At 43.2% G+C, this 25,785-nt stretch carries 20 protein-coding genes; 14 read left to right on the top strand and 6 right to left on the bottom strand.

The window, feature by feature from the left end; translation table 11 throughout:
- The first annotated feature begins 201 nt into the window (after positions 1–201).
- Together V3V99_11555 and V3V99_11550 are read left to right on the top strand one after the other, a co-directional pair.
- Positions 202–2,154: an oligopeptide transporter, OPT family gene (locus V3V99_11555; protein ID MEE9443288.1), complete on the top strand. Its 1,953-nt coding sequence runs from the start codon at positions 202–204 to the stop codon at positions 2,152–2,154.
- 111 nt (positions 2,155–2,265) lie between these two features.
- On the top strand, positions 2,266–2,751 hold the full coding sequence (locus V3V99_11550; protein MEE9443287.1) for a DinB family protein: 486 nt from the start codon (positions 2,266–2,268) through the stop codon (positions 2,749–2,751).
- 32 nt (positions 2,752–2,783) lie between these two features.
- Here V3V99_11550 and V3V99_11545 read toward each other — a convergent pair whose 3' ends face one another.
- Complete coding sequence (locus V3V99_11545) at positions 2,784–3,521, bottom strand: radical SAM protein (protein ID MEE9443286.1); 738 nt, start codon at positions 3,519–3,521, stop codon at positions 2,784–2,786.
- Between the two features lie 462 nt (positions 3,522–3,983).
- On the opposite strand from V3V99_11545, the gene V3V99_11540 reads away from it, so the two are divergent.
- Positions 3,984–5,780 (top strand): hypothetical protein, encoded by a 1,797-nt coding sequence (locus V3V99_11540; GenBank protein MEE9443285.1) that lies wholly within the window; start codon positions 3,984–3,986, stop codon positions 5,778–5,780.
- Positions 5,781–5,862: 82 nt separating this feature from the next.
- On the opposite strand, the gene V3V99_11535 is transcribed toward V3V99_11540, so the two are convergent.
- From V3V99_11535 to V3V99_11525, 3 genes are all read right to left on the bottom strand, one after another.
- Positions 5,863–7,440 carry an OmpA family protein gene (locus V3V99_11535; protein MEE9443284.1) on the bottom strand — a complete coding sequence of 526 codons (1,578 nt, stop codon included), beginning with the start codon at positions 7,438–7,440 and terminating at the stop codon, positions 5,863–5,865.
- 193 nt (positions 7,441–7,633) lie between these two features.
- A complete protein-coding gene (locus tag V3V99_11530; GenBank protein ID MEE9443283.1) occupies positions 7,634–9,382 on the bottom strand; it encodes a PQQ-binding-like beta-propeller repeat protein in 1,749 nt (582 codons plus the stop codon).
- A 102-nt stretch (positions 9,383–9,484) separates the two neighbouring features.
- Entirely contained in the window at positions 9,485–10,228 is a 744-nt protein-coding gene (locus V3V99_11525; protein ID MEE9443282.1) for an HAD family hydrolase, read from the bottom strand.
- 335 nt (positions 10,229–10,563) lie between these two features.
- Here V3V99_11525 and V3V99_11520 point away from each other — a divergent pair, with 335 nt between their 5' ends.
- Positions 10,564–10,860 (top strand): GYD domain-containing protein, encoded by a 297-nt coding sequence (locus V3V99_11520; GenBank protein MEE9443281.1) that lies wholly within the window; start codon positions 10,564–10,566, stop codon positions 10,858–10,860.
- A gap of 96 nt (positions 10,861–10,956) precedes the next feature.
- Here the strand turns inward: V3V99_11520 and V3V99_11515 are convergent, their stop codons facing one another.
- The gene (locus V3V99_11515) at positions 10,957–13,842 is read right to left on the bottom strand and encodes a hypothetical protein (GenBank protein MEE9443280.1); all 2,886 of its coding nucleotides are present in this window, start codon (positions 13,840–13,842) and stop codon (positions 10,957–10,959) included.
- A gap of 102 nt (positions 13,843–13,944) precedes the next feature.
- Complete coding sequence (locus V3V99_11510) at positions 13,945–14,535, bottom strand: O-methyltransferase (protein MEE9443279.1); 591 nt, start codon at positions 14,533–14,535, stop codon at positions 13,945–13,947.
- A 294-nt stretch (positions 14,536–14,829) separates the two neighbouring features.
- Between V3V99_11510 and V3V99_11505 the strand changes: the two genes are divergently transcribed.
- The 10 genes from V3V99_11505 (at position 14,830) to hemG (ending at position 25,726) form a co-directional block, all read left to right on the top strand.
- Positions 14,830–15,282 carry a ubiquinol-cytochrome c reductase iron-sulfur subunit gene (locus tag V3V99_11505; protein MEE9443278.1) on the top strand — a complete coding sequence of 151 codons (453 nt, stop codon included), beginning with the start codon at positions 14,830–14,832 and terminating at the stop codon, positions 15,280–15,282.
- Positions 15,282–16,409 (top strand): cytochrome b N-terminal domain-containing protein, encoded by a 1,128-nt coding sequence (locus V3V99_11500; GenBank protein MEE9443277.1) that lies wholly within the window; start codon positions 15,282–15,284, stop codon positions 16,407–16,409. The genes V3V99_11505 and V3V99_11500 overlap by 1 nt, the downstream gene beginning before the upstream one ends.
- A 10-nt stretch (positions 16,410–16,419) precedes the next feature.
- Positions 16,420–17,655, top strand: coding sequence for a cytochrome c3 family protein (locus V3V99_11495; GenBank protein MEE9443276.1), 1,236 nt, complete (start codon positions 16,420–16,422; stop codon positions 17,653–17,655).
- A gap of 140 nt (positions 17,656–17,795) precedes the next feature.
- A complete protein-coding gene (locus V3V99_11490; protein ID MEE9443275.1) occupies positions 17,796–18,677 on the top strand; it encodes a DMT family transporter in 882 nt (293 codons plus the stop codon).
- A gap of 181 nt (positions 18,678–18,858) precedes the next feature.
- The gene (locus tag V3V99_11485; protein MEE9443274.1) at positions 18,859–20,199 is read left to right on the top strand and encodes a HAMP domain-containing sensor histidine kinase; all 1,341 of its coding nucleotides are present in this window, start codon (positions 18,859–18,861) and stop codon (positions 20,197–20,199) included.
- Positions 20,196–20,906, top strand: coding sequence for a response regulator transcription factor (locus V3V99_11480; protein ID MEE9443273.1), 711 nt, complete (start codon positions 20,196–20,198; stop codon positions 20,904–20,906). The genes V3V99_11485 and V3V99_11480 overlap by 4 nt, the downstream gene beginning before the upstream one ends.
- On the top strand, positions 20,903–21,967 hold the full coding sequence (gene hemE / locus V3V99_11475; protein MEE9443272.1) for a uroporphyrinogen decarboxylase: 1,065 nt from the start codon (positions 20,903–20,905) through the stop codon (positions 21,965–21,967). The genes V3V99_11480 and hemE overlap by 4 nt, the downstream gene beginning before the upstream one ends.
- Entirely contained in the window at positions 21,945–23,312 is a 1,368-nt protein-coding gene (gene hemN, locus V3V99_11470) for an oxygen-independent coproporphyrinogen III oxidase (protein MEE9443271.1), read from the top strand. Before hemE ends, hemN begins: the two co-directional genes overlap by 23 nt.
- A gap of 6 nt (positions 23,313–23,318) precedes the next feature.
- A complete protein-coding gene (hemH, locus tag V3V99_11465; GenBank protein MEE9443270.1) occupies positions 23,319–24,359 on the top strand; it encodes a ferrochelatase in 1,041 nt (346 codons plus the stop codon).
- A complete protein-coding gene (hemG, locus tag V3V99_11460) occupies positions 24,356–25,726 on the top strand; it encodes a protoporphyrinogen oxidase (protein ID MEE9443269.1) in 1,371 nt (456 codons plus the stop codon). Before hemH ends, hemG begins: the two co-directional genes overlap by 4 nt.
- Positions 25,727–25,785: the final 59 nt, after the last annotated feature.

Raw genomic sequence — 25,785 nt, 5'->3', positions numbered from 1 at the left:
ACACTGACATAATAACCTCTTAACACAATTATGTCAACGATTTTTTTTATATTTAAATAATCAATGCGGAATCTGTATCTCTGCGGAGAGTTACTCAAAAGTCGACTTTTTAATCCAATCCGCGATTGACTGAAATGAAAAAATGACGTATTTTGAGCGATTAAAGTTACTCTAAATTCTATCGCACATCACGAAAAGGGAGTGACAACCATCAAGAATTCTGACAAACCCGGCTCAAATAATTTCCAGCCATATATTGGAAAAGAAGAATCAATCGCCGAATTCACGGTTAAATCGGTAATTGCCGGTATAATTTTCGGGATTCTGTTCGGCGCCGCCAATGCCTATTTGGGATTACTCGTCGGCATTACGGTTTCGACTTCGATACCGGTTGCGGTCATGACCGTTGGCGTGTTTCGATTGACTAAAAGACTACTCGGAAGTACAACTATTCTTGAGGGAAACACTTCTCAAACCATCGGTTCCGCCAGCTCATCGCTCGCTTCTGGTGTCATCTTTACTTTACCGGCTTTATTCCTATGGGGAATGAATCCTTCAATTTTTCAAATGGCGGGCTTGGCCGTTCTCGGTGGTCTTCTTGGTATTCTCTTTATGATCCCATTGCGACGATTACTTATCAAAGATGAGCACGGCAAATTGCCGTATCCGGAAGGAACCGCCTGCGCCAAGGTTCTTATGGCCAGCGACAAGGGAGGAGCCGGAGCCGGAAATATCTTCCTTGGTTTAATAATCGGCTTCTTTTACAAATGCTGCTACGCCATCCTTCATCTCTGGCCCAAAAGCGTTTCTGTACAACTGCCGTTCATTAATAAAGCTCAAATAGGAATCAAGACTTATCCCGTACTCCTGGGAGTTGGATATATCCTAGGATATCGCATCTCCGCTATCATGGTTGCCGGCAGCCTGGTATCATGGATGGTCTTGATACCGCTGATAGCATATTTTGGCGAAAACTTATCGCTCCCGTTATTTCCTGAAACTACTAAAATTTTGAGCGACATGTCTCCTGATGAAATTTGGAATAGATATATCCGATATGTTGGAGCCGGAGCCGTCGCCTTTGGCGGAATTACAACGATTATCCGGTCCATCCCAACAATGATTAAATCTTTCAAAATCGGATTTCGGGAAATTGGTACTCGATTTAGAAATAACACTTCAACGGAAACAAATGAAAACGAAACCAGGAGTCGCACCGATATTGATATTCCTCTTTTATATGTGATTATCGGAATTGTTGTAATCACAGGAGTACTGGCAATCATTCCTGGCATATTGAGCGGTTCGCCATCATTGACGATGAGATTGATAGCAGCCCCCGCTATTGCCATCTTTGCCTTTTTCTTCGTAACGGTCAGTTCGCGTATTGTGGGATTGGTGGGAGTCACATCCAACCCGACTTCGGGGATGACAATCGTAACCCTAATCGGCATTAGCCTTGTCTTTGTCGCCATTGGCTGGACTGATGCTCTCGGGATGGCCACCGTCCTGACAATTGGAACGGTCGTATGTGTCGCGGCATCAATTGCCGGTGACACATCGCAGGATCTAAAAACCGGATTTCTTGTAGGAGCGACTCCATATAAACAACAAATCGGAGAGTTAATCGGAGCTACCACCAGCGCTTTGGCGGTATGCGCTTCGGTTGTGATTCTGCATAATATTTATCAATTTGGCTCTCCCGATTTACCCGCTCCCCAAGCGACATTGATAAAAACAATTGTCGAAGGATTAATGCAGTCAGGTATTCCCTGGGGGCTTTTTATGGCGGGATTTTTCCTCGGAGCGGTAGTGGAACTATGCTCCCTGCCGTCGCTGCCGTTCGCGGTCGGGCTATATCTTCCCGTTTCGACTATGACTCCAATTTTCCTCGGCGGATGTATCAGGCAATATGTTGAAACGCGTTTTAAAAACGACGAAACGGAATTGAAAAACCGGAGAGAAAAAGGTATTCTTTTCGGATCGGGACTTATCGGAGGCGAAGGACTTCTCGGCGTTGGGTTGGCCCTCTATGCGTTCTATTTTGAAAAGCCGACCGGAATCGGCTTAGTCTGGCCGGAACCAATGGGCGAAATCGTCTCTCTGGCTCTTTTTGCCGCACTGGGATATTTATTGTATCGACGAACAAAATAGAACCTCTAAAAATTAATACTTTGATGTATTGAAATAGCCGTTTCCGTTTATTATCCTAACACACTAAATACACGGTAAACAATTTGGATTTATTTGAAAGGCGAAAATTGAATGCAAAAGAGAGAACACTTAAAATTTATACTGGAAAGGTGCAAAGGCGGCATTGACGCACTTTTAAAGAACATTACCGAAGAGGATTCTTTGTTTCGTTTGGACGGCTACCCCAATCATATACGCTGGGAAGTCGGACATATGGCCAGGGGACTATCTCAAATATTGAACTGCTTGACTGATGAAACGGATTTCCCCAAAAATTGGACCGAACTTTTCTCAAGAGGAGCCGTTCTTGCATCTGATTCGTCGGTCTATCCGTCATTGGAAGAGATAAAGCTCAAAATGGATTACCTGTATGATAAAATCTTCAGCGTCCTTGATAAAATTGAGGATGAAAAACTTGAAGAGGAAATTCAAATCTTTACCGAATGGAAGAACAGTCGCATACATGGAGCCCTATTTTTGTGCATGCATGATTTTCACCACGGTGGACAAATCATGGTATTAAGACGGGTAATTGGGAAAGAAAGAGTCTTTGGATAAAATAATGACCGAAACCATTATCTGAATAAACGTTAAATATTGTAATCAATTCGAAATGGTAAATTACTCCACTTCTTTCTGAGCTCTTCTGAAATTTCTACTTTCTCCCGATTAGTTCCGTCTTTTGATTTAGATTTTGGCTGTCCAATTGTACACCGATCAGGGGAAATGTCTTCAATTGTATTAAGCAATTTCTCGAGCACATATGCAGAAGTATTTATTCCTTTTATTAAGACAACATCTATCCATAATATGCCACGAAATTCCTTTCTGAATTGCTTTATGCTGTCAATTAACTCGTCAAATCGGAAATCCCGATGAGGTCTGCAAATTTTCAAAAGGATATCCTCATCAGCTGAATTTAAATTTATGATCACCTGATCAATTACTGAAATTTCCTGCCTAACCTCGCTCCTTTTGAGAAGAGAGCCATTTGAATACACTATTAGCTTTAGTCCCGGTATATTCGATTTTATGAGTCTGGCGAGACGCCCTAATCCAAGATATAACATCGGTTCGCCACTGCCGGTCAGCAAAGCGAATTCGGGCTGGCTGTTTTCATCAATCCAATCCCGTATTTCACCATATACTTCTTCGACGGGATAAAATTCCTGTCTAAGCAGCGTTTTATCGGTCGTGCGGCCGACACCGCAATAAATGCAATCAAAAGAGCATATCTTTTTAGGATTGAAATCGACAGAGAGGACGCTGCCAAGATTGTCGCTTTTACTTAATCCCTTGACATAATTATACGGCTTTTTGCTATTCATAAACGATTTTCCCTTTGCCTGCAAAAGTTACATAGCATCAAATGTCCGGCATTATGATGAACCTGCTTCTCACATAGGTGACGAGAAAATACGATAAATCGTTCAAACCTTTTAAATCATGATTATGAATAAATGTAAAACAAAAATATGAAGATTGTAAGATGCCATCGCTCAAAGAATCGGTATGTCGCGGTGTAATAATTTCGATTTGGGCATATCAAGTTATTAGTACTTAGTTCTGCCACTTGGTATTAGAAACGTCCCCTGTGGTACGTTTAGCCTCCTCAGGTACACTGAATATCAAAATCCAAATCGACCTACTTTTCAACCTGTTATCTCGCACTAAATTATGCATAACAAAAATCCAACTTATCCCGGCATAGAAATTGAATGCTGTTACTGAGTTGTGGTGTGAAGGATTCAGCGAAGTAACAATTTTATAGATTATCGTGAAGGGGGTTTATGACTATGAAAAAATTCCTGCTTCTATTTTGTTTGCTGCCCTGTCTGGGCTACGGGCAGTATTGGGGTGAACGAGTTACTGAAAAAAGTTTTGAGCAATCCAGCCTCTATTTCAAAAGTTATTTTCTCAATCCATACGGTCTGCACCGTTTCGGTGATGCCGCCGTAGGGCTAATAGACGACTCATTTCTCAGATTACATCTCAATCCCGCGAATCTACCGGAAATAGACGGTAAAGATTATTTGATATACCTCGATTTTCGAGGCGATCGTACTGAAGAAGAAGTCATTGGTAATTACTATGCCATGCCTGTCTACGACATGTATTATTATCCCGACCGAAGATGGTATAACATAACTCGGGACGAGCCGCAACCGACCCTGTCTTTTGGAATTCTATCGTATCCGATGGGCCGTAAAAGAAACGGTCCATTCCTGGGGGGAACATATCAGATGATATATAAGCAGGAAAAATATTACACTGTCCCAACCTGGAATTATATTTATCGTTTTGGATATGACGCCTTCGGTGAGAATACTCTTGTAGATGCTCCTATAATCCCGGTTGAGGATCGCTATTTCGGAAAAGATGAACTGCTGACTCAGGCGCATTTGTTTTCTCTATTTACCGGTTTCGCGCCATCCGAAAAGTTGACATTTGGCCTATCTCTGAATCGAACAATTCACAGCCGCGATGGCGGATATATCAATTCCCGCAATGATGAATACGGCGTATCTTACGATTATGAATGGCATCGATACGAAGAAGAATCACGCAATCAGGATTATGATCACATTGATATCAGCGGCGGGATCATATATCAATTTTCCAAAGAATTAACAGGCGGCGCCAAGATAGGGTATTTGTCCGGCTCCGCCGACCAGAGTTATCTGACCCTGGATTCATCGGAGTATTCATGGAATAACCCCGATGTGTCGACTCGTTGGGGATACAACATCAGCTCGTCGCGAACCGATAAAGCCTGGAACCGAGACGGAGACACCTGGTACGGTCGAATATCTCTGGAACGAAAAATAGATACGGATAAGAAAATCTCAGCCTATTATCGTTATGGCCGTTCCAATATAGATATAACAAATTCTTTGACAGTGCGTGACACATCATATTATGCTTCGCAATATTCATATGATATGATGACTTATAATCATGAAGGATTTTCCTGGACACACGATGACAGGGCCGGATACGGTTCCCGCAAGGAATATTCTCATCAGGCCATGATAAGCAATCAATGGAGACTCAAGAATAATCATACTGTTTATGCCGGTTCGTATTTCGCCCGTAACAAAACCGTTCAGCATAGTAATGAACCGGTTATAGCAGAACGATGGTCCGAATCTCAATATGAAGTAAACGGTAATCCATCATATTCATACCAGCGCGGTATGTTTGAGGATAAATTCCTGGTGTGGGAATATGAGTCAACCTATTGGACGTTACAAATTCCGGTCATGCTGAAAATTAAGACCGCGGATTTTTTACATATTACTTTTGGAGTTAATCGCATTCTGGAAGGCTGGAAAACCTCGGATATTACGACGGCCTACTTTACCCTCCGCGAAGAAAACGATAATGGAGCAATTGATTCGGAATCGTATTTCGGAGAAAGATATACCCTGCCCGAAGAAAACATTACCGAAGATGAAACAGCGATAATAACTAATTTTGACATATCAGTCTCGGATCAATTCAATATTCGCCTGCTTATAAATCCCGAAATTGAAGACGATTTTCGTATCGCTGAATGGTGGTTGAGTTTTCAGTTCAAACCGTAATTTTCAGATTAGAAAGTGATTTTTATAAAAAGCCCCGGTTGTACGGGGCTTTTTTTTTATTATTTGTAGCTGATGCGAATTTTCATCGCATGATAATAATGTCGATGCGGCGATTCTTTGATCGTCCTTCTTCGGTCTGGTTCGACGCGATGGGTCGATCACTTCCATATCCCATAAACATGATTTTATCCGCCGAGATTAACAAACTCTGCCTTAAATATTGCATAACCGCAAACGCGCGTTTCTCGGAAAGCTGCATATTGGACAACGGATCGCCGGAAGCGTCGGTATGCCCTTCGACCACCAACTCAGCCTCGGGAAACATCTTAATTATCTCTTTTACTTTTTCCAATAAGGGAATATGCTCATCTTTGATTTTACTCTTGCCAATATCAAATGACAAGCCCCCGAGACGCAGTACAACATCGTTTGAGGAATTAAATAAAACCTCGCCTTCCGAAGGATTTAGCAAGGTTTTGGCTTTTTTGAATTTTTCTTCCTGTTTAACTCGAACGGCCAAAGCCGCCTCGACTTGCTCATGACTTGATTCAAGTTCCGTCAATTTTTGCTGGGCCGAAACCAGTTCATCTGAGATACCGGCTTTATCCTCGAGCAAATTATCAATCGCTTCATTGACCGCTTGCGCCATGGGTACCGGATCGGATTGGTCGGATGATACTCCCAGTTTCGTTAGAGCCGAGCTTAATTGATCGTTGATACCGGAAGTGAGGTTTTCGCTGTTTTCTGAAAGAGACGAATTTCTATTTTCGAGCTCCGTAATCTTTCTGATCATCAATTCCGCCGCGGCCGAAGGCCCTTCGTCAAAGGGAAGAAAATCCATTCCCAATGACTGTCCCACCCGATTCATTTGAATTTCATAAAGCAACATCAGTTTTTCCCAGGCCTGGTCATTCCGATTCAATGACCGAACGGATAATGCGATATCCGAAGCGTGGCGAGCTTCATATTCGGCGCGATTCGCCTCCTCAACTGATTCTTTTCGATTATACCTGTCCCCGGAAAGTAAGGCATCAGTCTTTTGCCTTGCTGTTTGGGCTTTGTCCAGAGTTGAAAGGGCGTATTTGCCGGCATCATCCGCAATCGCTTTGGCTATAAGCTTATCGGCTTTCCCCATAATTTCAATCTTTATAGCTTCCAATTCCGCGACATCAAAAAGTGAATTCGATTTTTCAGCCTCCTTCAAAGCACCCTTAACATCGCCCTTTTCAGCCTTTAATGTCGCCTTGAGAAATTGTTGTTCCGCTTTGCTATAAAGACTCAGGACATGAATCGGCGCCTGAGCTTCAATCGCCTTGTTGCGAGGCTCCAGGTATTCCTTCAAAGTCAGCTTTCCGACCTCAGCGGCTTTGATTGCGTTCTCCACGTATTCGGTCGCTTTGGAAGTGTTTTTGTCAACCTCTTTCTGCTTTTTCCTCAAATCGACTGATTTTTTGGCCTTTTCGTATGATTGCTGAGCCTTCTTCCATACTTCGGGAGCGAAGATATTGACTTCATTGACCAATGCGGAATCCATCAATGCCGTCAGCTTTTCATATTGCTCAAGTTCCAGGGAATTTGCCGGACCGGCCAGAACTATGATTCCCAATAAAGTTAAAATAATCGGTTCGAGAATTCTAAATTTGATATTACCGGATATCATGATAAACCTCCAAAAGGTAAACAAGGGATTAGTCCGGTTGAATGTGCAAGAATTCTGTTATCAATATTAATTTCGACAGCGATGGCTATGTCCTTTAGCTTTCACATTACTACAATATGGTATTGAATAATTCAACCAAAAATAAAACCCCGCGTAACACGGGGTTTTGAAAAAGACGATAAATATAGATTTATCAGGGACAGGATTCACAGGGACCGGCCCCGCCCTTAAAGACATAATTGATAATATATACCGCGTCGCCGACATTAGTAGAGCCATCGCAGTTGGCGTCTCCCGCTTCAACCGGATTGGGCGCCGAGCCGCTTTTAAATACATAATTAATCAGATAAACGGCGTCGCCAACATTCGTTGTTCCATCACCATTGGCATCGCCACACGCGAATTGCACGTCAGAAGATGACAGCGTGAACACTTGCTGATTATTTTCCATATTTTCATCCGACGCCAGAACTGAGGTAACTGTAACGGTATATTCGACGCCTAAGTCGGGACCGACCAGCCATAGATTAAAATTCGCGTTAGTTATACCGCTAAAATTGGTAAAAGTTCTTGTATCCGAATAAACCTCAACTTCATTTGCTTCAATTTTACAGGTGACATCAAAAGTCTGACCGTCACTCCTGAAATTATGAATGCTGGCGGAGGGAACGTAGGAGACTTCTGTCTGCACCATACCAGGCATATCTATCGAAGTGACGCCTACATCAGGCAAACCGGTGCCCAAAACGTATAGTGTCCCGCCAAACGTACCAATATAGAGATTTCCCTTATCATCAATTGTGGGTGAACATTCCGTACCGTCGTCAAGCGGAAAAGTCCATTTCACTGAGCCATCGGGATAAAGGGCATATAAAGTAGAATCCCGGGAACCGAAATATATGACGCCGTCACCACCGACCGTTGCCGAACCGTCAATCTTTCCACCGGTTTTGAATTTCCACTTTTGAACTCCCTCGTTGCCCATATCAGTCAATGCATAAAAGCAGCTGTCATAAGAGCCAAAATAAATTGTTCCATCCGGTCCGATAGCCGGAGATGATTCTACTCCGTCACCGGTTTCAAATATCCATTTAAGAGTTCCATCGGAATTGACGGCCCAAAAACTCGTGCTCGTTGGTTGCTCGAAAGGTCCTTGACCCGAGGCTCCATAGGGATCTGAACCGACATAAATCGTACCGTCCTCGGCAATAGCCGGAGAGCAATCGACTAAATGTCCATCAAAAAACGTGCCGGTCGGAAATTCCCAGATAGGTCCCTTGAGAGCATCGCTAAAAGCGCGCAAACGATGATCCTTTGAACCAACAACTATGGAACCATCGTCTCTAATGGCTGGAGATGAAATAATGCACCATCCGGTTTGATAGCTCCAATTAATCGTCCCGCTTGAGGCGTCAATGGCGAAGAATTTAAAGCTTGGAGTACCGGCGTAAACAGTTGAGCCGTCATCGCTGATCGCAGGAGAACAGAGGCTGAACGGATAATCCAGGAATGTACGCCATTTTTGCTTGCCGTAAGTAACCGAATCTTCAATCGCGTATATATGCCCATCGATACAGGTTATATACAGAGTTCCATCCGGTCCCAATACGGGTGTTGAGAAAAACCCCGCCTGCCCCTTAAAACACCATTTTACGTTGCCGTCGGGTGTAAGAGCATACAGGCATGAATCCGTTGTGCCAAAATAATGCCACCCCGCCCCGACGTAAATTGTACCGTCATACCCGATGATCGGCGAGGACACGATCCCGTCATCAGCCTGAAATGTCCAGACTACCTCAGGCGTAGAAGGACCGGTGTAAGGCGTATGTCCCGTATTCTTTTTATCATGACGAAATTTCGGCCACGGACTTTCTTGCGCCGCCACCCCCGTCGCTATAAAAATTGCCAAAATTGCCCACAGGGTTAGTGCTCTGTACCTCATAAAAAACCTCCAGGTTTTTTTAAGATGCCTGCCAACATCTGTTTGATTAAATCCATTTAATTTTTTGTTCAGTCCAAATCATTTGATCCGACATGTTTATTCTCATCGGTTTATTCCCAAAACTTCATTTAGTCCCGGCATACCGTCTATAATTGGAATGCTTCGAGGCATATACCCGGGATATTCCAAATCCTCCCGATAAAATAAAATCGGATGCATTCCGGAATAACGCGCCCCCAGCATATCGACGCGATAACGATCGCCGACATATATCATTTCATCCGGCGCCAACCCCATTTTACCGGCGGCATAAAAAAATATTCGCGGATGCGGTTTGCGGAATCCGACCTCAGAAGAATAAATCTTCGCATCAAAAAGTCCATCCAGGCCCAGCATTTCCAAATCGCCATTCATAAGTTCCGGCGAAAATAGAGTGTTGGAAATCAGACCCAATTTATATCCATGTTGCTTGAATAAAGTGAGAGTCTCGATAACTCCATCAATTAATTTCATATAATGTCTGGACACTGAGTATGTACTCTCGATAAATCTCTTGCTGATTTCAGACGGCTTATCTATACCCAATTCGGCAAATAATTTATTGGGAGCGTCGGTAGCTTTCCATTCTTCCATTTTCCATTTATCAGTTGGTCGAGTATTTTTTTTCAAATCTTCAAGGCGAACATGAAATTCCTCGAAATCGGGCAAATCAAAACCGGATTCCTTCAGATCATCATATCCCCGTTTATTGCCCTCAAGATCAATCTGTTGCCAATTGTGAGTTTTGTAATCGATCAAGGTATAACCGAGATCGAAACAAATTCCCTTAACCTGTGCGTATCGCATCACACCCTCTGTAAAAGCCAGCCACGATACATGGCGAAGTCCGGCCTTGACAAAAATGAATTAAATTTTCAACAATTCGGTTGAAATCTTTCTTCAGGTGTAAAACCTAATTAACCCGCAATTTCAACATCCCCGCGTTATCACATTACGATTTTTAACTTGCACAATACATACGTATTGTGGACTATTTCTACCTGTGTTATTATTAACCGATTTTCAATGCGATTGTTCCCTATTAATATCACGTTAAGTTAGGAAGAGGAATTTTGTTTTCGCCTGAACCGATTCATTCGTATAATAATTAAGGTAAAAAAAAGAAGAAATGAGGTTATCTTATGCAAACCTTTATACTAATGACCAAGCTTTCGGCCGAATCGGGAAAAAAGATAAAAGAGCGGGCTAAATTAGGCCATATCTGGATGAAGCAGGTCAAAGAATCCTGTCCTGAAGTCAATTTTATCGCTCATTACGCTCTATTGGGGAGTTTTGATTTTTTGAGTATTTATGAAGCGCCCAATCCCGACGTCGCCGCCAAAGTCTCAATGATTAGTCTCGCCAACGGCGCTTACCAGGCTCAAAGCTGGACCGCGATAGAATACAAAAGATTCATCGAACTAACCGAAGAACTGTAGAACAATAAGCATAGTACCACAGCTTTGATTTTATGCTATTAATTTTACTGCTCCATCTCTCGGCATACATTAAAGTACGAGCAACCGATTCAATAATTACGGACATGCCGCGCATGGGTCCGGCCCGAATTTGAATATGGTATTAATTATATACACTGCGTCGCCGACATTACAATCTTCGTCACAATTAGCGTCTCCAGCCAATATTGGATCAGGCGCAGAACCGCCCCTGAAAACGTGATTAATTATTTTCACAGCATCACCAATGTTGAAATCCCCATCGTTATTGGCATCCCCGCAATTATAACTTAAAACACCGTTAATATCTTCAAGCGCTGCCTTCAAAGACAAAAACCCATTTCCAATTTCCATAACAAATAGCGGAAAATTAAAAACGATCAATTTATAGGTATCATTCATGACGCGATACCCATTTAACTGATTGTGGTTAATCGTATCTGGAACAGAAGATTGATATTTGTATAATCCGGTCGCCTTATCATTAGCATAAACAAAACCGCTCATCGGTATATATCCATCAATTGGGAATAAGGCGTCGTCCAGTTTATTCTGATCGGGTATCAAATCCGGGTAGTGCGTAGGAATCATTGATTTGCACTGAAGTAAATCCCCTGGTAAAGCACCATCGACAGCCATCACATTAAGATTTGTGACGCAGCTATCAATACCCAAATATTCCGGTTCGAATCCATAATAAGGGAAATTGGTTTTTACACCATCGGCCAAAGTCAATAAACTTAGGATAGCATTACCGCCAGAAGAGAGGTATGCTTCCAAACCAGTTCTTAAATGATCTACAAATTCATTTAAACTAGAATATCGAGATCCACCAAGAAATATTATTGTCGAATAATCTGCCATAGTCTTAAAAGTCAAAAGACTGTCCTGATAGTCAACTCTCTCTATATCAAAACCTACGGCTAAAGAATCATAAATCTCATCAACATATTCCAATTTATAAACTATATTAAAACCGTTATCATAGTTCATATTAAAAAGGAGTAAATCCTTGTGTTTTGACGAAGGATAAACAGTAATTAAATCCGTTGGAACAGATTCCAATCCTGAAATATCTTTGGCAGTTACTTTACAATGATAAGCCATTCCGGAGGTCACATCAAAATCATTATAGAAATTCGACGTGGTTGAATCAAAAACAATGAAGTTATCCGCCGGCTCCCCAAATTCTGTAACCTGTCTGTATATCAAATATTTCTCAACATTTGGGTCCGGATGATTGTCCCACGATAAAAGTACTGTAGCCCCCTCCGACTCAGCGTTAAATCCGGTAACAGTGGTAGGGCCGGTACTCACTGAAATAGATTTTTCAGATTCTCGATCCAGGTTGTCAACCAGCGTAACTGATAAAACGTAATAGTGATTGGGATCGGGCACAGTGAAAGAATAATTTGAAGGTAAGATCAAATCGTCATTTACCTTGTGCCATTGATCGTCTATCAGGGAATCTGTGTAATGGACATTATAGCCGGCGATATCTGACCGTTCGCTTGCGCTCCAGGCAATAGAAACTTCTCCCTGACTATAGGTGACAAGCTCTAATCCAACCGGAGGTCCGGGATGAGGCAATAATAATCCCGAATTATAGACCGAATCGGCCCGCTGATGATGCTTTATCAAATCGGAAAAATCAAGTTGAGCAACAAATGCCTCGGGATTATAGGGATCAAAAGTATTTACAAATCCATCAGGATCGGAATGAATCCCACCCGCGGCAGCCAGAGCAAGCCAAAACGTCGTTGATTCGCCGGGAAGCAAATCAAACGGACCAAAAGAATAGAGAAATCGAGTATCATATCCATCCGCAAAATCACGAGCCTGCTCTATTCGTGTAGGCATAAGCCAGCCGTTATACTCAGTCAAATTGGCGCTTTGCACTTGGTTAAAATCAACCTCAGGATGCGATAAAATATAGTATCGATCGCCATCCGTGACTGGAGTACCGACATTATCGCTATCAAAAAGCCGAAAAGGAACCTCTAATTGTCTAGGGCCATAATCCAAATAAGGACTACTATTTGATATCCACCAATTATAATTTACTTCCAGATTCTCGACATCAGAATCCAGAACCCTCATTGAAATAGCGCTTCGTATTGATGCGGTATCCCAGCTATTAGCTGTAGGATCTCCATCATTATCTATTATGTATGGTATAATTGTTGAACTTGAAGGATCACCATCATAAAGATCTATATTCAAGGCCCCGGTTATATCGTCTGCATAACCCATATATATATTTGACTCATGATATATATCACCATCGAAATAAAATCCACTCCATCCATCATATATTTCCTGCGAACCAATATTGCGAATTTCATATTTCAGAATAATAAAATCATCATACAGCGTATCCGCCCAACTGTAACTGGTTCGGACAACCTCGATATTCAAAGGATTTTCCGAATCCAAAATAGCATCCGAAAAAGTTGTAACGAATTCATCATCGGCAAAATTCCCCGAACGATAAGCGCCACCGACGGGATTATCCGGTCCAAATTCATGGGCGCCTATAGCCCAACCATCGGTTCCCATCGATACTAATGTATCTTCTCCGACCAAACCTCCAACCCAAAGTACCCCACTGAAAATATGATACAGTCCGCTTGATTTAGGATACTCACATGGCTTGCTATCTTCTCCAGTTTCAGGGTCGAAAATATTAAGGGAATAACCAAATATACCGTCACTTCCAAAAGGCAAATTTACCAGTCCGGCATTATGAACGATGTAAAACCTTAAATCATCCGTTCCGCTTGAATATGATTTTGATTCAAGGATTTTCAATTCACCCGTTTTCGGTACCTGTTGAAATTCTGATCGAGCTGAAATATTGGTATGAATTGTACTTAAAAGAATTAATACTGACAGGACGTAAATTCCCCACCTCATGATATCCCCCTTCAAATAATTGTTTTCAATGATTCTTTCTTGTCGCATGTCCCCTCCTTATTTTGAACGTAGCTAATATAATGACGAATATTAGTGCTACTTTGTTTAATGGATTTATACTGGCAACCTAAAAGAATGTTCCAAAAATATCTATCGTTTACGACAAAGCAATAATCCCTTGCCAATAGGAATAACAAGCGCGTCAACTTTTGGGTCTGCTAACACCTCATCAATCCACGGCTGCAAATCTGCCTTATGACTGATAACATTATCGGCGATCAATATCCCGCCGGATGCGAGTACGGGAATAACTTCTTTATAGCACGCGGCGTAAATTTCCTTCTCAGCGTCAAGAAAACAAAAAGCCACTCCCGAATATTTATCAATATGATTTAAGGCATCATCGGCAATTAGCGAAACCACATCTTCCACCGCCGCTTCGGCAAAAGTTTGCCGAGCCAGCTTTACTTTTTTCTCGAGTAGTTCAAATGTATATATTTTACAATTCCTTTCTCGCGCAGCGAGAGATAACCAGAGAGTGGAATACCCGGCGCTGGTTCCGATTTCAAGAATATCCCCGGCCGGAGCGGAAGCGGCCATCAAAGCAATAAATTTTCCCGATTCGGGAGGAATCTGACGCAGGCGATCCATTCGGTCGGTGCCGTCGGTTCTATCGCGGGCATCCATCTCTTCAAGATAATTCATTCTTTTTTTTACAGCTTCCGGGATATCTCGCAACATTTGCCACTCCTATATTCATTTCGGCATTCAATAAATAAGCCGAAAATTGTTGAAACCGTGATTTTACAATTATATTGACGTAAGCAATCGTGATATTATCAATAAAAATCTGCATCATGGACTATCATGGATTATCTAACTCAATTTTTCTATTGCCGATGTGACACATTATTATTACATTCCTGTCTGAGATATCTACAACATTAGGGGTTGTTTTAATTTTATTGACTTGAGATATTGCTCAGGGTATAAGTGCGCTTTTAAATCCGGGAATTTTGATCGAAAGGGTAAATATTGCAGGAAAAAAACGTTTCCAGACGTGGCTTTATAAAATGGATAACGGGGGGCGGAATAGTCGCTTTTCTTGCATCGGTTTTCTTCCCCGTTGTAAAATTCATTATTCCGCCCGAATCAGGCGAAGCCAACGTATCGCAAGTCAAATTACCATTCGGGCGTGCTGAAATTGAAGCCGAAGCCAAAAAATCCAAAACCTTCAAATTTGGCCGTTCTCTCGGTATAATCGTCGCAACTCCCGAAGGCGAACTAAAAGCTCTGGCCGCGGCCTGTACTCATCTCGACTGCACCGTTCAGCATCGCCCCGATCTGGGAATAATCTGGTGTTCCTGCCATAACGGTCGATACGATCTGAACGGCAATAATATATCAGGCCCTCCCCCGAAACCGTTGGAACAATACATTGTCAATGAAGTCGGCGATGAAATCTTTGTTGCCAGGGAGACGTCATAATGCCGAATGATAATAATCGCAGAGTTTCGAACTTGAAAGAGCTATCATTTAATTGGATTGACAGTCGCCTGAAAATTAAAGCCCTGATCGATTACATGAGCAGTAAAATCGTCCCCCGGCATAATCATTCTTCTTTTTATTATCTGGGCGGCGTTACCCTGTTTCTATTCCTGGTTCAGGTTTGCACCGGAATTTTGCTGTTGATGTATTATCGCCCGGGGGCTGAATCGGCCTATGAATCGGTAAAATTTATTGTCACCGAAGTTTCCTTCGGATGGTTGATTCGATCGCTTCACTCATGGTCGGCAAATTTGATGGTCCTTTTTGCCTTCCTCCACATGTTTACCGTATTTTTCACCCACGCTTATCGCAAGCCGAGAGAATTAACCTGGTACACCGGTATCGGCATCCTGGGGTTATCATTGGCATTCGGGTTTTCAGGATATCTTCTTCCCTGGAATGAGTTGTCTTTCTTCGCGACTCGAGTTGGTACCGGGATGGCTGGCGCGGTTCCGATTATTGGAAAGCAACTGATGATTATCATGCGCGGCGGTGAGGAGGTTACCGGGGCTACGATTGGGCGATTCTTCGGATTGCACGTCGCGATCTTGCCGGCCCTATTCGTTGGATTATTATCTTTACATTTGATCTTTATCCAGCGTCAGGGCATGAGCGAGCCTCTTGAATGGGCCGACAAAAAACCTGAAGAAAAAAAATATATCAAGTTCTTCCCCAATTTTCTGTATCGTGACGCTCTGGTTTGGCTGATAATGTTAAACATCCTCGCGCTCCTCGCGGTTATTTTCCCGGATGGAATCGGCGTTATCCATTGGCCGTTGGGTGAAAAAGCCGATCCCTTCGCACCGCCCCCGGCCGTTATCAGACCCGAATGGTATTTTATGTTCGCGTTTCAAGCCCTGAAAATGCTGCCCGCGCATGTGTGGTTCATCGAAGGCGAACTTTTCGGAATGGCTGTGTTTGGACTGGGCGGGATGATCTGGCTATTAATACCGGCTTTAGACAGAAAGGCGGCAAAAAGTAAACGATCTAAGTTAGTCGTAGCCTTCGGGGCAGTCGTGGTTCTGTTTATGCTGGCTATGACAATCATTGGTTACCTGGTGGAATAAAGGCATGATTATGAAAACTATATTGAGCATACTGGCGTTGGCGTTATTATACATACCCGTTTTAGGTCAGGGAAACAGTGATAATTGTCTGAATTGCCACCTCGACTGGGAAGACGATGACGGACCGGCGCACAAAATAACTCGCGATGTTCATTTTCAAAAAGGCCTTGGTTGTGCCGATTGCCACGGTGGAAATACTTCCGCCGATGACATGGACGACGTTCGCGAAAGCCGCGATTATATCGGAATTCCGGATTTCCTGAAAGTTCCCGATTTTTGTGCCCACTGCCATTCGGACGCCGCATACATGCATGAACATAATCCCTCTCTACCCGTTGACCAGTTAGCCAAGTATAAAACCTCGATTCACGGACAAAGATTATTCGGCAGGAAAGACAAAAAAGTTGCCAACTGCGTATCGTGCCATTCAGTCCATGAAGTAGGCGGGGGACGTATGCCGCATTCCAGTACCCACCCGGTCAATCTTCCGCAAACATGCGGCAAATGTCACGCCGATACCGAATACATGGCTGAATATGGAATCTCGACATCGCAACTCGACGAATTTACCAATTCGATACACGGGCAGGCATTACTCGAAAGAAATGATTTAGGCGCACCGGCCTGCAATGATTGTCACGGAAATCATGGCGCCGCCCCTCCCGGTGTTAATTCATTAGCGGCGGTTTGCGGATTATGTCATGCTATCGAGGCAGAACTTTTCAATCGATCACCTCATGCCGAGGCCTTCCGGGAAAATGATATTCCGATGTGTGAAATCTGTCATTCAAATCACTTCATCATCAAACCTTCGGATAGCATGATCGGCTCCGAAGAACCCGCCATTTGTACCGACTGCCATAGCGCCGATGACGGCACGATTGGATTTATGACGGCCGACAGCTTGCGAGTATCTATCGATAATTTGGTCCGCTTTCACGGAAAGGCTCAGCAAACGTTGGATGAAGCGATCGCTAAAGGGATGATGACCACCGATGAAGAATTTTTGATGAAAGAAGTCGATCAGTCTCTGATTCAAACCCGAATGCATATTCACGCCTTTAATATCGACTCAGTCGAGCCCAAAGCCAAACTTGGTATTGCCAAAGCCGATTCAGTCAGGGTTATGTCGGCCGAACTTATTGATGAATACTATTTCCGGAGACAAGGTTTAGCGGTCGCAACTTTGATTATTACTTTCCTCGCGATCATGCTCTACAGGAAAATCAGAAAGATCGAAAAATAGATTTATCTATAATCATCACATGATTCAAAAGATTGAAATCGGCCGTTTTAATACGGCCGATTAAATCCATAATAGATAACAATATCTCCGGGCAATATAACTTGACATTGCCTTAACAATAGTTTTACTGAAGATTAATCATGGCCTCCAAAAAGCTCAAATCAGCCTTCGCCGGCGCGGGTTTGATATATTCCGCCGCAATATGGGGATCGACATTTTTTATCGTCAAAGATGCCTTAAGCGGCGTGGATCCGGTAATTATGGTAGCATACCGATTTTTACTTGCCGGAATTATTCTGCTTCTATTTCTGATATTTACAAAGAGGAATGCTCTTCAGAATCTCCGCCGGGGATTTATTCTGGCGTTAGCGTTGTGGATACTCTATATTCTCCAAACTATTGGTCTCCAATATACGACCGCTTCAAATTCGGGATTTATTACCGGACTTTTTGTCGCCTTCATCCCTGTTTTTAATTTTATCATCTTTGGTCGCAAATCACAATTCATGGAGTTGCTGGCTGTATTTTTGGCACTCCTTGGCCTCTGGATTCTAACCGGAGGATTGCGGGATATAAATACCGGCGATATCCTGACCGTTGGCGCAGCTGTTATGTACGCGCTCCATGTCTTATTTGCTGACAAATACATGAAAGGCGGCAGCGACGCCTATGTTTTAAGCTGCCAACAATTTTTGTTTATGGGAATCTTTAGTGTAATAGCCGGAATTATATTCAATTTACCCTTTACTATTGCCGGGCCGGAAATAGGATGGGTAATTGTTTTCCTTGCTTTATTTCCGACCTTATCAGCCTTCGTGATCCAACTTCTGTCCCAAAAACTTGTGGCGCCCTTAAAAGTTTCCCTGATTTTTGCGACAGAACCGGTCTTCGCGGCCGTCTTTGCCTGGACCTTCGGAGGCGAAACCCCAATCTTGCATCGAGCCCTGGGAGGCGTATTGATTTTCATATCTCTTGTAGTTTCAGGATTGCCATCACCCAAAATATTCGCGCGGGGAAAATAATTATTCATTGCGCTGTCCCCCAATATATAGACCTCATGACATTTCTATGACAATTACTTTTAGGTCGGAACTAAATTCGTCAACGAAAGGTTACTTTTATCGAAATTGTTAAATTTGACAATTAGCGTATAGAAATTATATGTTAGAAAAATAAGACAATATTCCAGAGGAATTTCTGCTAATGACGACTATTCGTGAAAAAAGACCAACCCGGTTCGCCTTCATTGTTTTTATTTTTGTTGTCCTGTTTTGCATCGGACAATTGACCTGGTGGATTATTTTCCAAATCGATCAAGCCCAAACATTGTACCATAGGTCCGTCGAAATTTATGAATTAAAAATTGAGAAACTTACCGCCCAAATTAATAGTGAATTTCTACGAGTACTTGAAAGCGCCATTATGGATTTGGAATCGCAGAAAACTTCTAACCGAAATCTCGCTCAATATCTTGACAGCCTGCTTACTGACGCAAGTGTCTCCGGATGGATGACTGAGGAAAACAATATTAGGCAAACCGGAGGTAAAATAGATTCGGCGTTTTATACCGTATTGTCATCGGGAATCATAATTTATTTTGACAGAAACTACCCGGCACGCCTGGCCGAACAAAAAAGTCTTGAATTGGAATTCTATTTTTCCGGCCAATCTAACGGCCAATCGGGATACTGGGTATCTTCGGAAATGTTTTCCATCTCTCCCGGAGTATTAGATAATCTGGAAAATGAACTTGATCGCCGGATTAGAATGTTCTTCTCCGAAGGCGGCTTTTTTACACTGATTATTCTTTTGGGGGCTGCCTTCATTTATCGCACGTTGCGTCGGTCGGAAGAATTGAAGGCCCGACAGCAGAATTTTATTCAAGCCGTAACCCATGAATTCAGGACGCCTATTACTTCTCTTCGACTGTACCTGGAAACACTCCAATCGGGCAACGTCAACTCGGAAAAAACAGGAAAAATAATCCCCCGGATGATTGACGACACCAATCGTCTGGAAGACATGATCGATAATGTTTTACAGGCCGGTCATTTCAGCAAGAGCGATTATTCACCAAAACTCAGGAAGACGAATTTATCCGATGATCTGGGGGAATATCTGGACGGCATTGAACCGTATATAACTCGGAATAGAGGCAAACTTAATCGCGACATTCAGCCCGATATATATGCCCAAACCGATTATCAGGCTTTGGGGCGAGCCGTCAGAGCGTTAATCGATAACGCCATGAAATATTCACCTCCGGATAATAAAGCGATTTCAATAATCCTTACCGCTGCTGAAAGAAATGCGGTAATACAGATTATCGATACCGGAATTGGAATCCCGCCTACGGAAATCACTAAAATTTTCGACAGATTTTACCGTATCGGCGATGAAATGACTCGTACTGTTAATGGTAGCGGATTAGGCCTGTATCTGGTCAGGCAAATTATCAATGCCCACAGTGGCACCGTTACGGCATCATCCAGGGGGACCAACCAGGGTTCGAAATTTGTGATAACTCTTCCAATAGCAAAATGATGAAGAAAAAAATACTCATAGTCGAGGATGAAGCTCATATCGCCGACGGCCTCCAGATGAATATGGAGGCTCAAGGTTATGAGGCTGTTATCGCCGCAGACGGAAATATGGCTCTGAAATTATGGCGTCGGGGCGCCTTTGATCTGATTATTCTCGATATTATGCTCCCCGGCATCGATGGCCTGACAGTTTGCCGTACGATTCGCAAGAATGGCGATCGCATTCCAATATTATTTCTTACTGCCCGGGATCAAACCGATGACAGGGTTGAGGGGATAATCGCCGGCGGTGATGATTACCTGACCAAACCGTTCAACCTAAAGGAACTGTTGGTTCGCGTGTCCGCCATTTTCAGACGCCAGGCCTGGTTCAGCGACAAAGCGATATCTAAGGATAGATTTTCATTCGGAGATTTCTGGGTTGATTTCAAATCTTTCCGCGCCCGAGGCATCAACGGTGAACAGGAATTATCTCAGAAAGAATGCATGATTATGAAATTATTGACCGAACATGCTGACGAAGTCGTTACCCGGGATATGATCCTTGATGCCGTCTGGGGATATGACATTTATCCTTCCAATAGAACCGTTGATAATTTCATCGTCAAGCTACGAAAGATTTTCGAATCCGATACGGCTCATCCAAAATACCTGCATACCATCTGGGGTACGGGATACAAATTCACACCGGGCGGGGAAACCTCATGAGTAATTTCAGTTTGATCGACGCCGCCTGGGGCAAACCGCATGACCGCATACCGGCCTGGATTATGCGTCAGGGGGGCCGCTATCTGCCCGAATACCGGGAAATCAAAAAAACTCACACTTTTCTTGATATCTGTCGCTCTCCCCAATTAATGGCCGATGTTGCCCTGCAACCGGTGGATATAATCGGTGTCGATGCCGCCATAATTTTTTCTGATATCCTGCTCCCCCTCGAGCCTCTGGGCATTAAAATCGGATTCGATAAATCGGGTGCCAAAATAATGCCTCTGATTAGAACAGACAAGGATGTCGCATCTCTTCGCGAATATAATCCGGAAGACAAATTGAAAATCGTTTTAGAGGGGATATCGGAAACTAAGAAAAGACTAAAAGGCAAACTCCCCCTTATCGGTTTCTGCGGCGCGCCTTTTACTCTTCTACATTATATGGTCGAGGGAAAAGGAAACGGTGGAGGAGCGGAGATTAATCGCTTTATTCATGATAACCAATCGGCCGCCGAAAAAGTTCTTGATCTTCTATCGGATATCCTCGGTGAGTATTTAAAAGCCCAGATTAAGGCCGGAGCCGATATAGTTCAGATATTTGACAGTCGGGGAGAAATTTTATCTCCGGAAGATTATCAACGTTTCTCCCTGCCATATATTCAAAAGACGCTCGAAAAAAGTAAAACCCCTGATATCCCTCGGATTGTATTCAACCCAAATTGTTCTCCTTATCTTGAATTATTAGCCGGTCTGGATTGCGAAGTTATCGGGATTGATTGGCGAACCGACCTCAAACGCGCCTTTTCTATTCTGGACGGTAAAACCGTTCAGGGAAATTTGGATCCGCATCTGCTTTTAACATCGCCCCGGATAATTCAAACCGAAGTTATGCTATTATTGAACGAAGTGTCCGACTATAATCGATATATTTTCAATCTCGGTCATGGTATTCAACCGACAACACCTGTCGATAACGCTCGCCTTGTTATAGAGACGGTTCACACATACAACTACAAAAATAAAGGTGAAAACAAAATTGATTCGACAACTACTTCATAAATACGATCGCCCCGGCCCGCGCTATACAAGTTATCCAACGGTTCCGGAATGGCCATCCGAATTCGGCCCGAGTGATTACATGACGGCTCTCGACAACGCTTCGCAAACGGATAAACCTTTATCGATGTATATCCATATTCCGTTCTGCCGCCGAAGATGCTATTATTGCGGGTGCAATACCAGCGTCACATCAAAGCCCGAAAAACCCGACCACTACCTGAACATCATTGATAAAGAACTTCAAATGGTCGCGGAGCGATTGAAAGACCGCAACCGTCTTATTCAGATGCACTGGGGCGGCGGCACCCCGACCTATTTGTCGGAAGAACAACTCATGCGCCTATTCAATTCCGTAAAGAACCGATTCGTTTTCGAGAATGACGCGGAAATCGCTATTGAAGTTGATCCCAGGATTACGACTCCCGAACAGTTAAATCTATTGCGCAATCACGGATTCAATCGAATTTCATTCGGTGTTCAGGACTTCACGCCTGCGGTTCAAAAAGCAATCGGTCGCAATCAGACTCATGAGGAAACTGAAAAACTATTTAATCATTGCCGAGAACTCGGTTTTACCGGTATCAACATTGATTTGATCTATGGTTTGCCGTTTCAGACGGTCGAAAATTTTTCAGATACAATCCAAAAGGTAATCGATATGGGCGCTGACCGGGTCGCCGTTTACAGCTATGCCCACCTGCCGAGCATAAAAGAACACCAGCGAAAAATTGATGAAAATAGGCTTCCTCAGGCTGAACTGAAATATGATCTTATCGCAACGGCGGTGGAAAAATTCCTTGGCGCCGATTATGTCCAGATCGGTATGGATCATTTTGCCCGAACCGATGACGAACTGGTCAAAGCGGTCGGCAGAGGAACTCTGCATCGTAATTTTATGGGTTACACGAGCAAATTAACCAGCGATATGATCGGAATCGGGATGTCGGCTATCGGCGATATCGGCGGGTGCTTCACGCAAAATATATCGGAACTCAACCAATATATGGATACGATTGAGGGTGGGCAATTTGCGATCTCGAAAGGCATAGTATTAAGCGAAGATGATGAAATTCGCCGCTGGGCCATCATCTCAATTATGTGCAACGGAGTATTAAATTTCACGGAGCTCAAAAGCCGTTTTGGCGTGTCATATTCGGAGTATTTTGCGGAGGAAGACAAAGACTTGTCTGAATTCATTTCCGATAAGGTACTTAATCGCTCAGATGAGGGTCTTACCGTTCTGCCCGGCGGAATGATATTTGTCCGAAATATCGCTATGGTCTTTGACGCTTATTTGCGCGACCGACGGGATGAAAAAACTCCTCTGTTTTCGAGGACAATCTAATTTATTATGATTGAGAAATTTAAATCGCTCAGCAATTACCTCGAATATCCCGCAGATGAGTTTGATTTTTCGGCTAAGAAATGGGGCGTCCTTTTATTGAATATGGGCGGCCCCAATACCCTCGACGATATCCAGCCATATCTTTTCAATCTCTTTTGCGATAAAAACATTATTAAACTGCCTTTGTCAATTTTACTGCAAAAACCACTGGCGCGATTTATCTCAAACCGTCGCGCCCAAAAAGTAAGAGCGCGCTATGAAATGATCGGCGGCGGCTCCCCGCAATTGAAATGGACTAAATTAGAAGCTGGCGGATTGGAAAAACTATTAAGTGAATCTTTCCCTGAAGTCAAAACATATATCGGCATGCGATATACGCCCCCTTCTATACATGATAAACTCGACCGGGCGGTAAAAGACGGATGTGAACATATAATTATCCTGCCCCTCTATCCTCACTATACTCTTGCCACGACCGGGACATCGCTTGCTGATATTATCAAATGGGTTCGTCACTCGCAAAGCGATATCAGCATATCATTAATCCCTCATTGGTATGATCACCGCGATTTTATTTCGCTTTTACGTTCCCGAATCAATGATGGGATTTCTAAAATGCCTGATAAGAACAATATTCATATTCTCTTTACCGCTCATTCGCTTCCGGTCAAATTAGTCGAGAGCGGCGATCCCTATGTCACTCAGGTTAAGGAAACGGTTAGACTGGCAGGCAAAGGGCATCAATATCACCTATCCTATCAATCCCGAAGCGGCCCGGTAAAGTGGCTGGAGCCGGAAACAAAATCCTTAATCAAAAAGCTGGGCAATGACGGGGTCAAAAATTTGGTAGTTTTACCGGTCAGCTTTGTATCGGATCATATCGAAACCTTGCATGAAATCGATATTGAGCTAAAAGAAATCGCTCTTGAATCCGGGATCGTAAATTTCATCCGCACCGAGTCTTTCAATGATGATCCGAAATTCATCGAACTACTGGATTCCCTGGTGCGGGAAAAGATCGAGGCAAAACAATCGGTTGAATTATGAAAAAAGTAGCAATCATCGGCGGTGGTATTTCCGGATTATCCACCCTTCATTTTCTCAGGCGGCGCCATAGCGATAAATATCACCCGACACTTTTTGAAAAGGAATCACGTCTGGGAGGAACTATCGGGACTGACCGCAAAGACGGTTTTATATCTGATTGGGGACCGAATGGATTTCTCGATAAAGTTCCATTGACTCTGCAATTAGTTTCAGAATTGGGTATTGATGATTTGCTCGAACCGGCTAATCCAAAGGCCGAAAAACGTTACATCTATCGCAATAAAAAACTACACGAGATTAATCCTTCTCCTCCCAAATTCCTAAGCTCCCCGCTGATTTCATTAAGAGGACGCGCTCGTCTTATGGGTGAATTTTTTATTAAAGCAAAAACTAACGATGACGACGAATCAATCTTTGATTTCGCCCAAAGAAGAATCGGTCGTGAAGCTGCGGAAACATTAATTGTTCCGATGGTTTCCGGAATATACGGAGGCGACGCCCAAAAACTATCACTTCGAGCTTGTTTTCCAATCATGGAAGAGATGGAAAAAAATCATGGCTCACTTATTAAGGCCATGATAGCCAGAAAAAAACAGGGAAGTAAAGGCGGCCCGGTCGGACCGCAGGGGCGACTCACTTCTTTTAAAAACGGCCTCAATACTCTGATCGAAACTTTTGAGAAAAAATATTTCAATGACATAAAATCGGGAATGGAAGTCATCGCTATTAGAAAAATCAATGATGGCTTTGAGTTGAATTTCAAATTTACTCCCGCCGAAAAATACGACGCCGTCATCTGCGCCGCCCCGGCCTACGCCGCTTCGGCCTTAACCGGGGAATTGAACGACGAACTATCTCAATTATTATCATCTATTCCGTATGCGTCAATCACCGTCGCCTGCTTCGGATACAAATCCGAATATATTGAGCACGACCTTTCCGGATTTGGTTTTCTAATCCCTCGTAATCAGGATAAGCGTATCCTTGGCTCCATTTGGACGTCTTCGATCTTCTTCGGGCGTTCACCCATGAATATGGTGCAACTAAGAACCATGATCGGCGGCGCCACCGATCCGGAAGCAATTAATTTGACTGATGATGAACTCACGGCTCTCTTTCACCGTGAGCTGTCAGAAATTCTCGGCATAAAGAATGAACCCGATTATGTCAAAATATTCAAATGGTTAAAGGGAATCCCCCAATTTGTCATGGGGCATCCGGATAAGATAAAAAAGTTAATGGAATTCGAAAGCAAATTTCCCGGCCTGTATTTTACCGGCAACGCCTACGACGGCATCGGTCTCAATGACTGCATTATCCGTTCAGAAAAAGTCGTCTCAAATCTCAATGATGCATCAAATGATTAGAATCGAATAATTCAAAAATCAAATTAGAAACGCCCGAAAATTTATAATTAAATTCCGGG

It is taken from the genome of Candidatus Zixiibacteriota bacterium, from assembly GCA_036480375.1.
Taxonomy (GTDB): Bacteria; Zixibacteria; MSB-5A5; order GN15; family JAAZOE01; genus JAZGGI01.
Note: the sequence above shows the minus strand (reverse complement) of the source record. Positions and strands in the feature narration are given on the sequence as shown.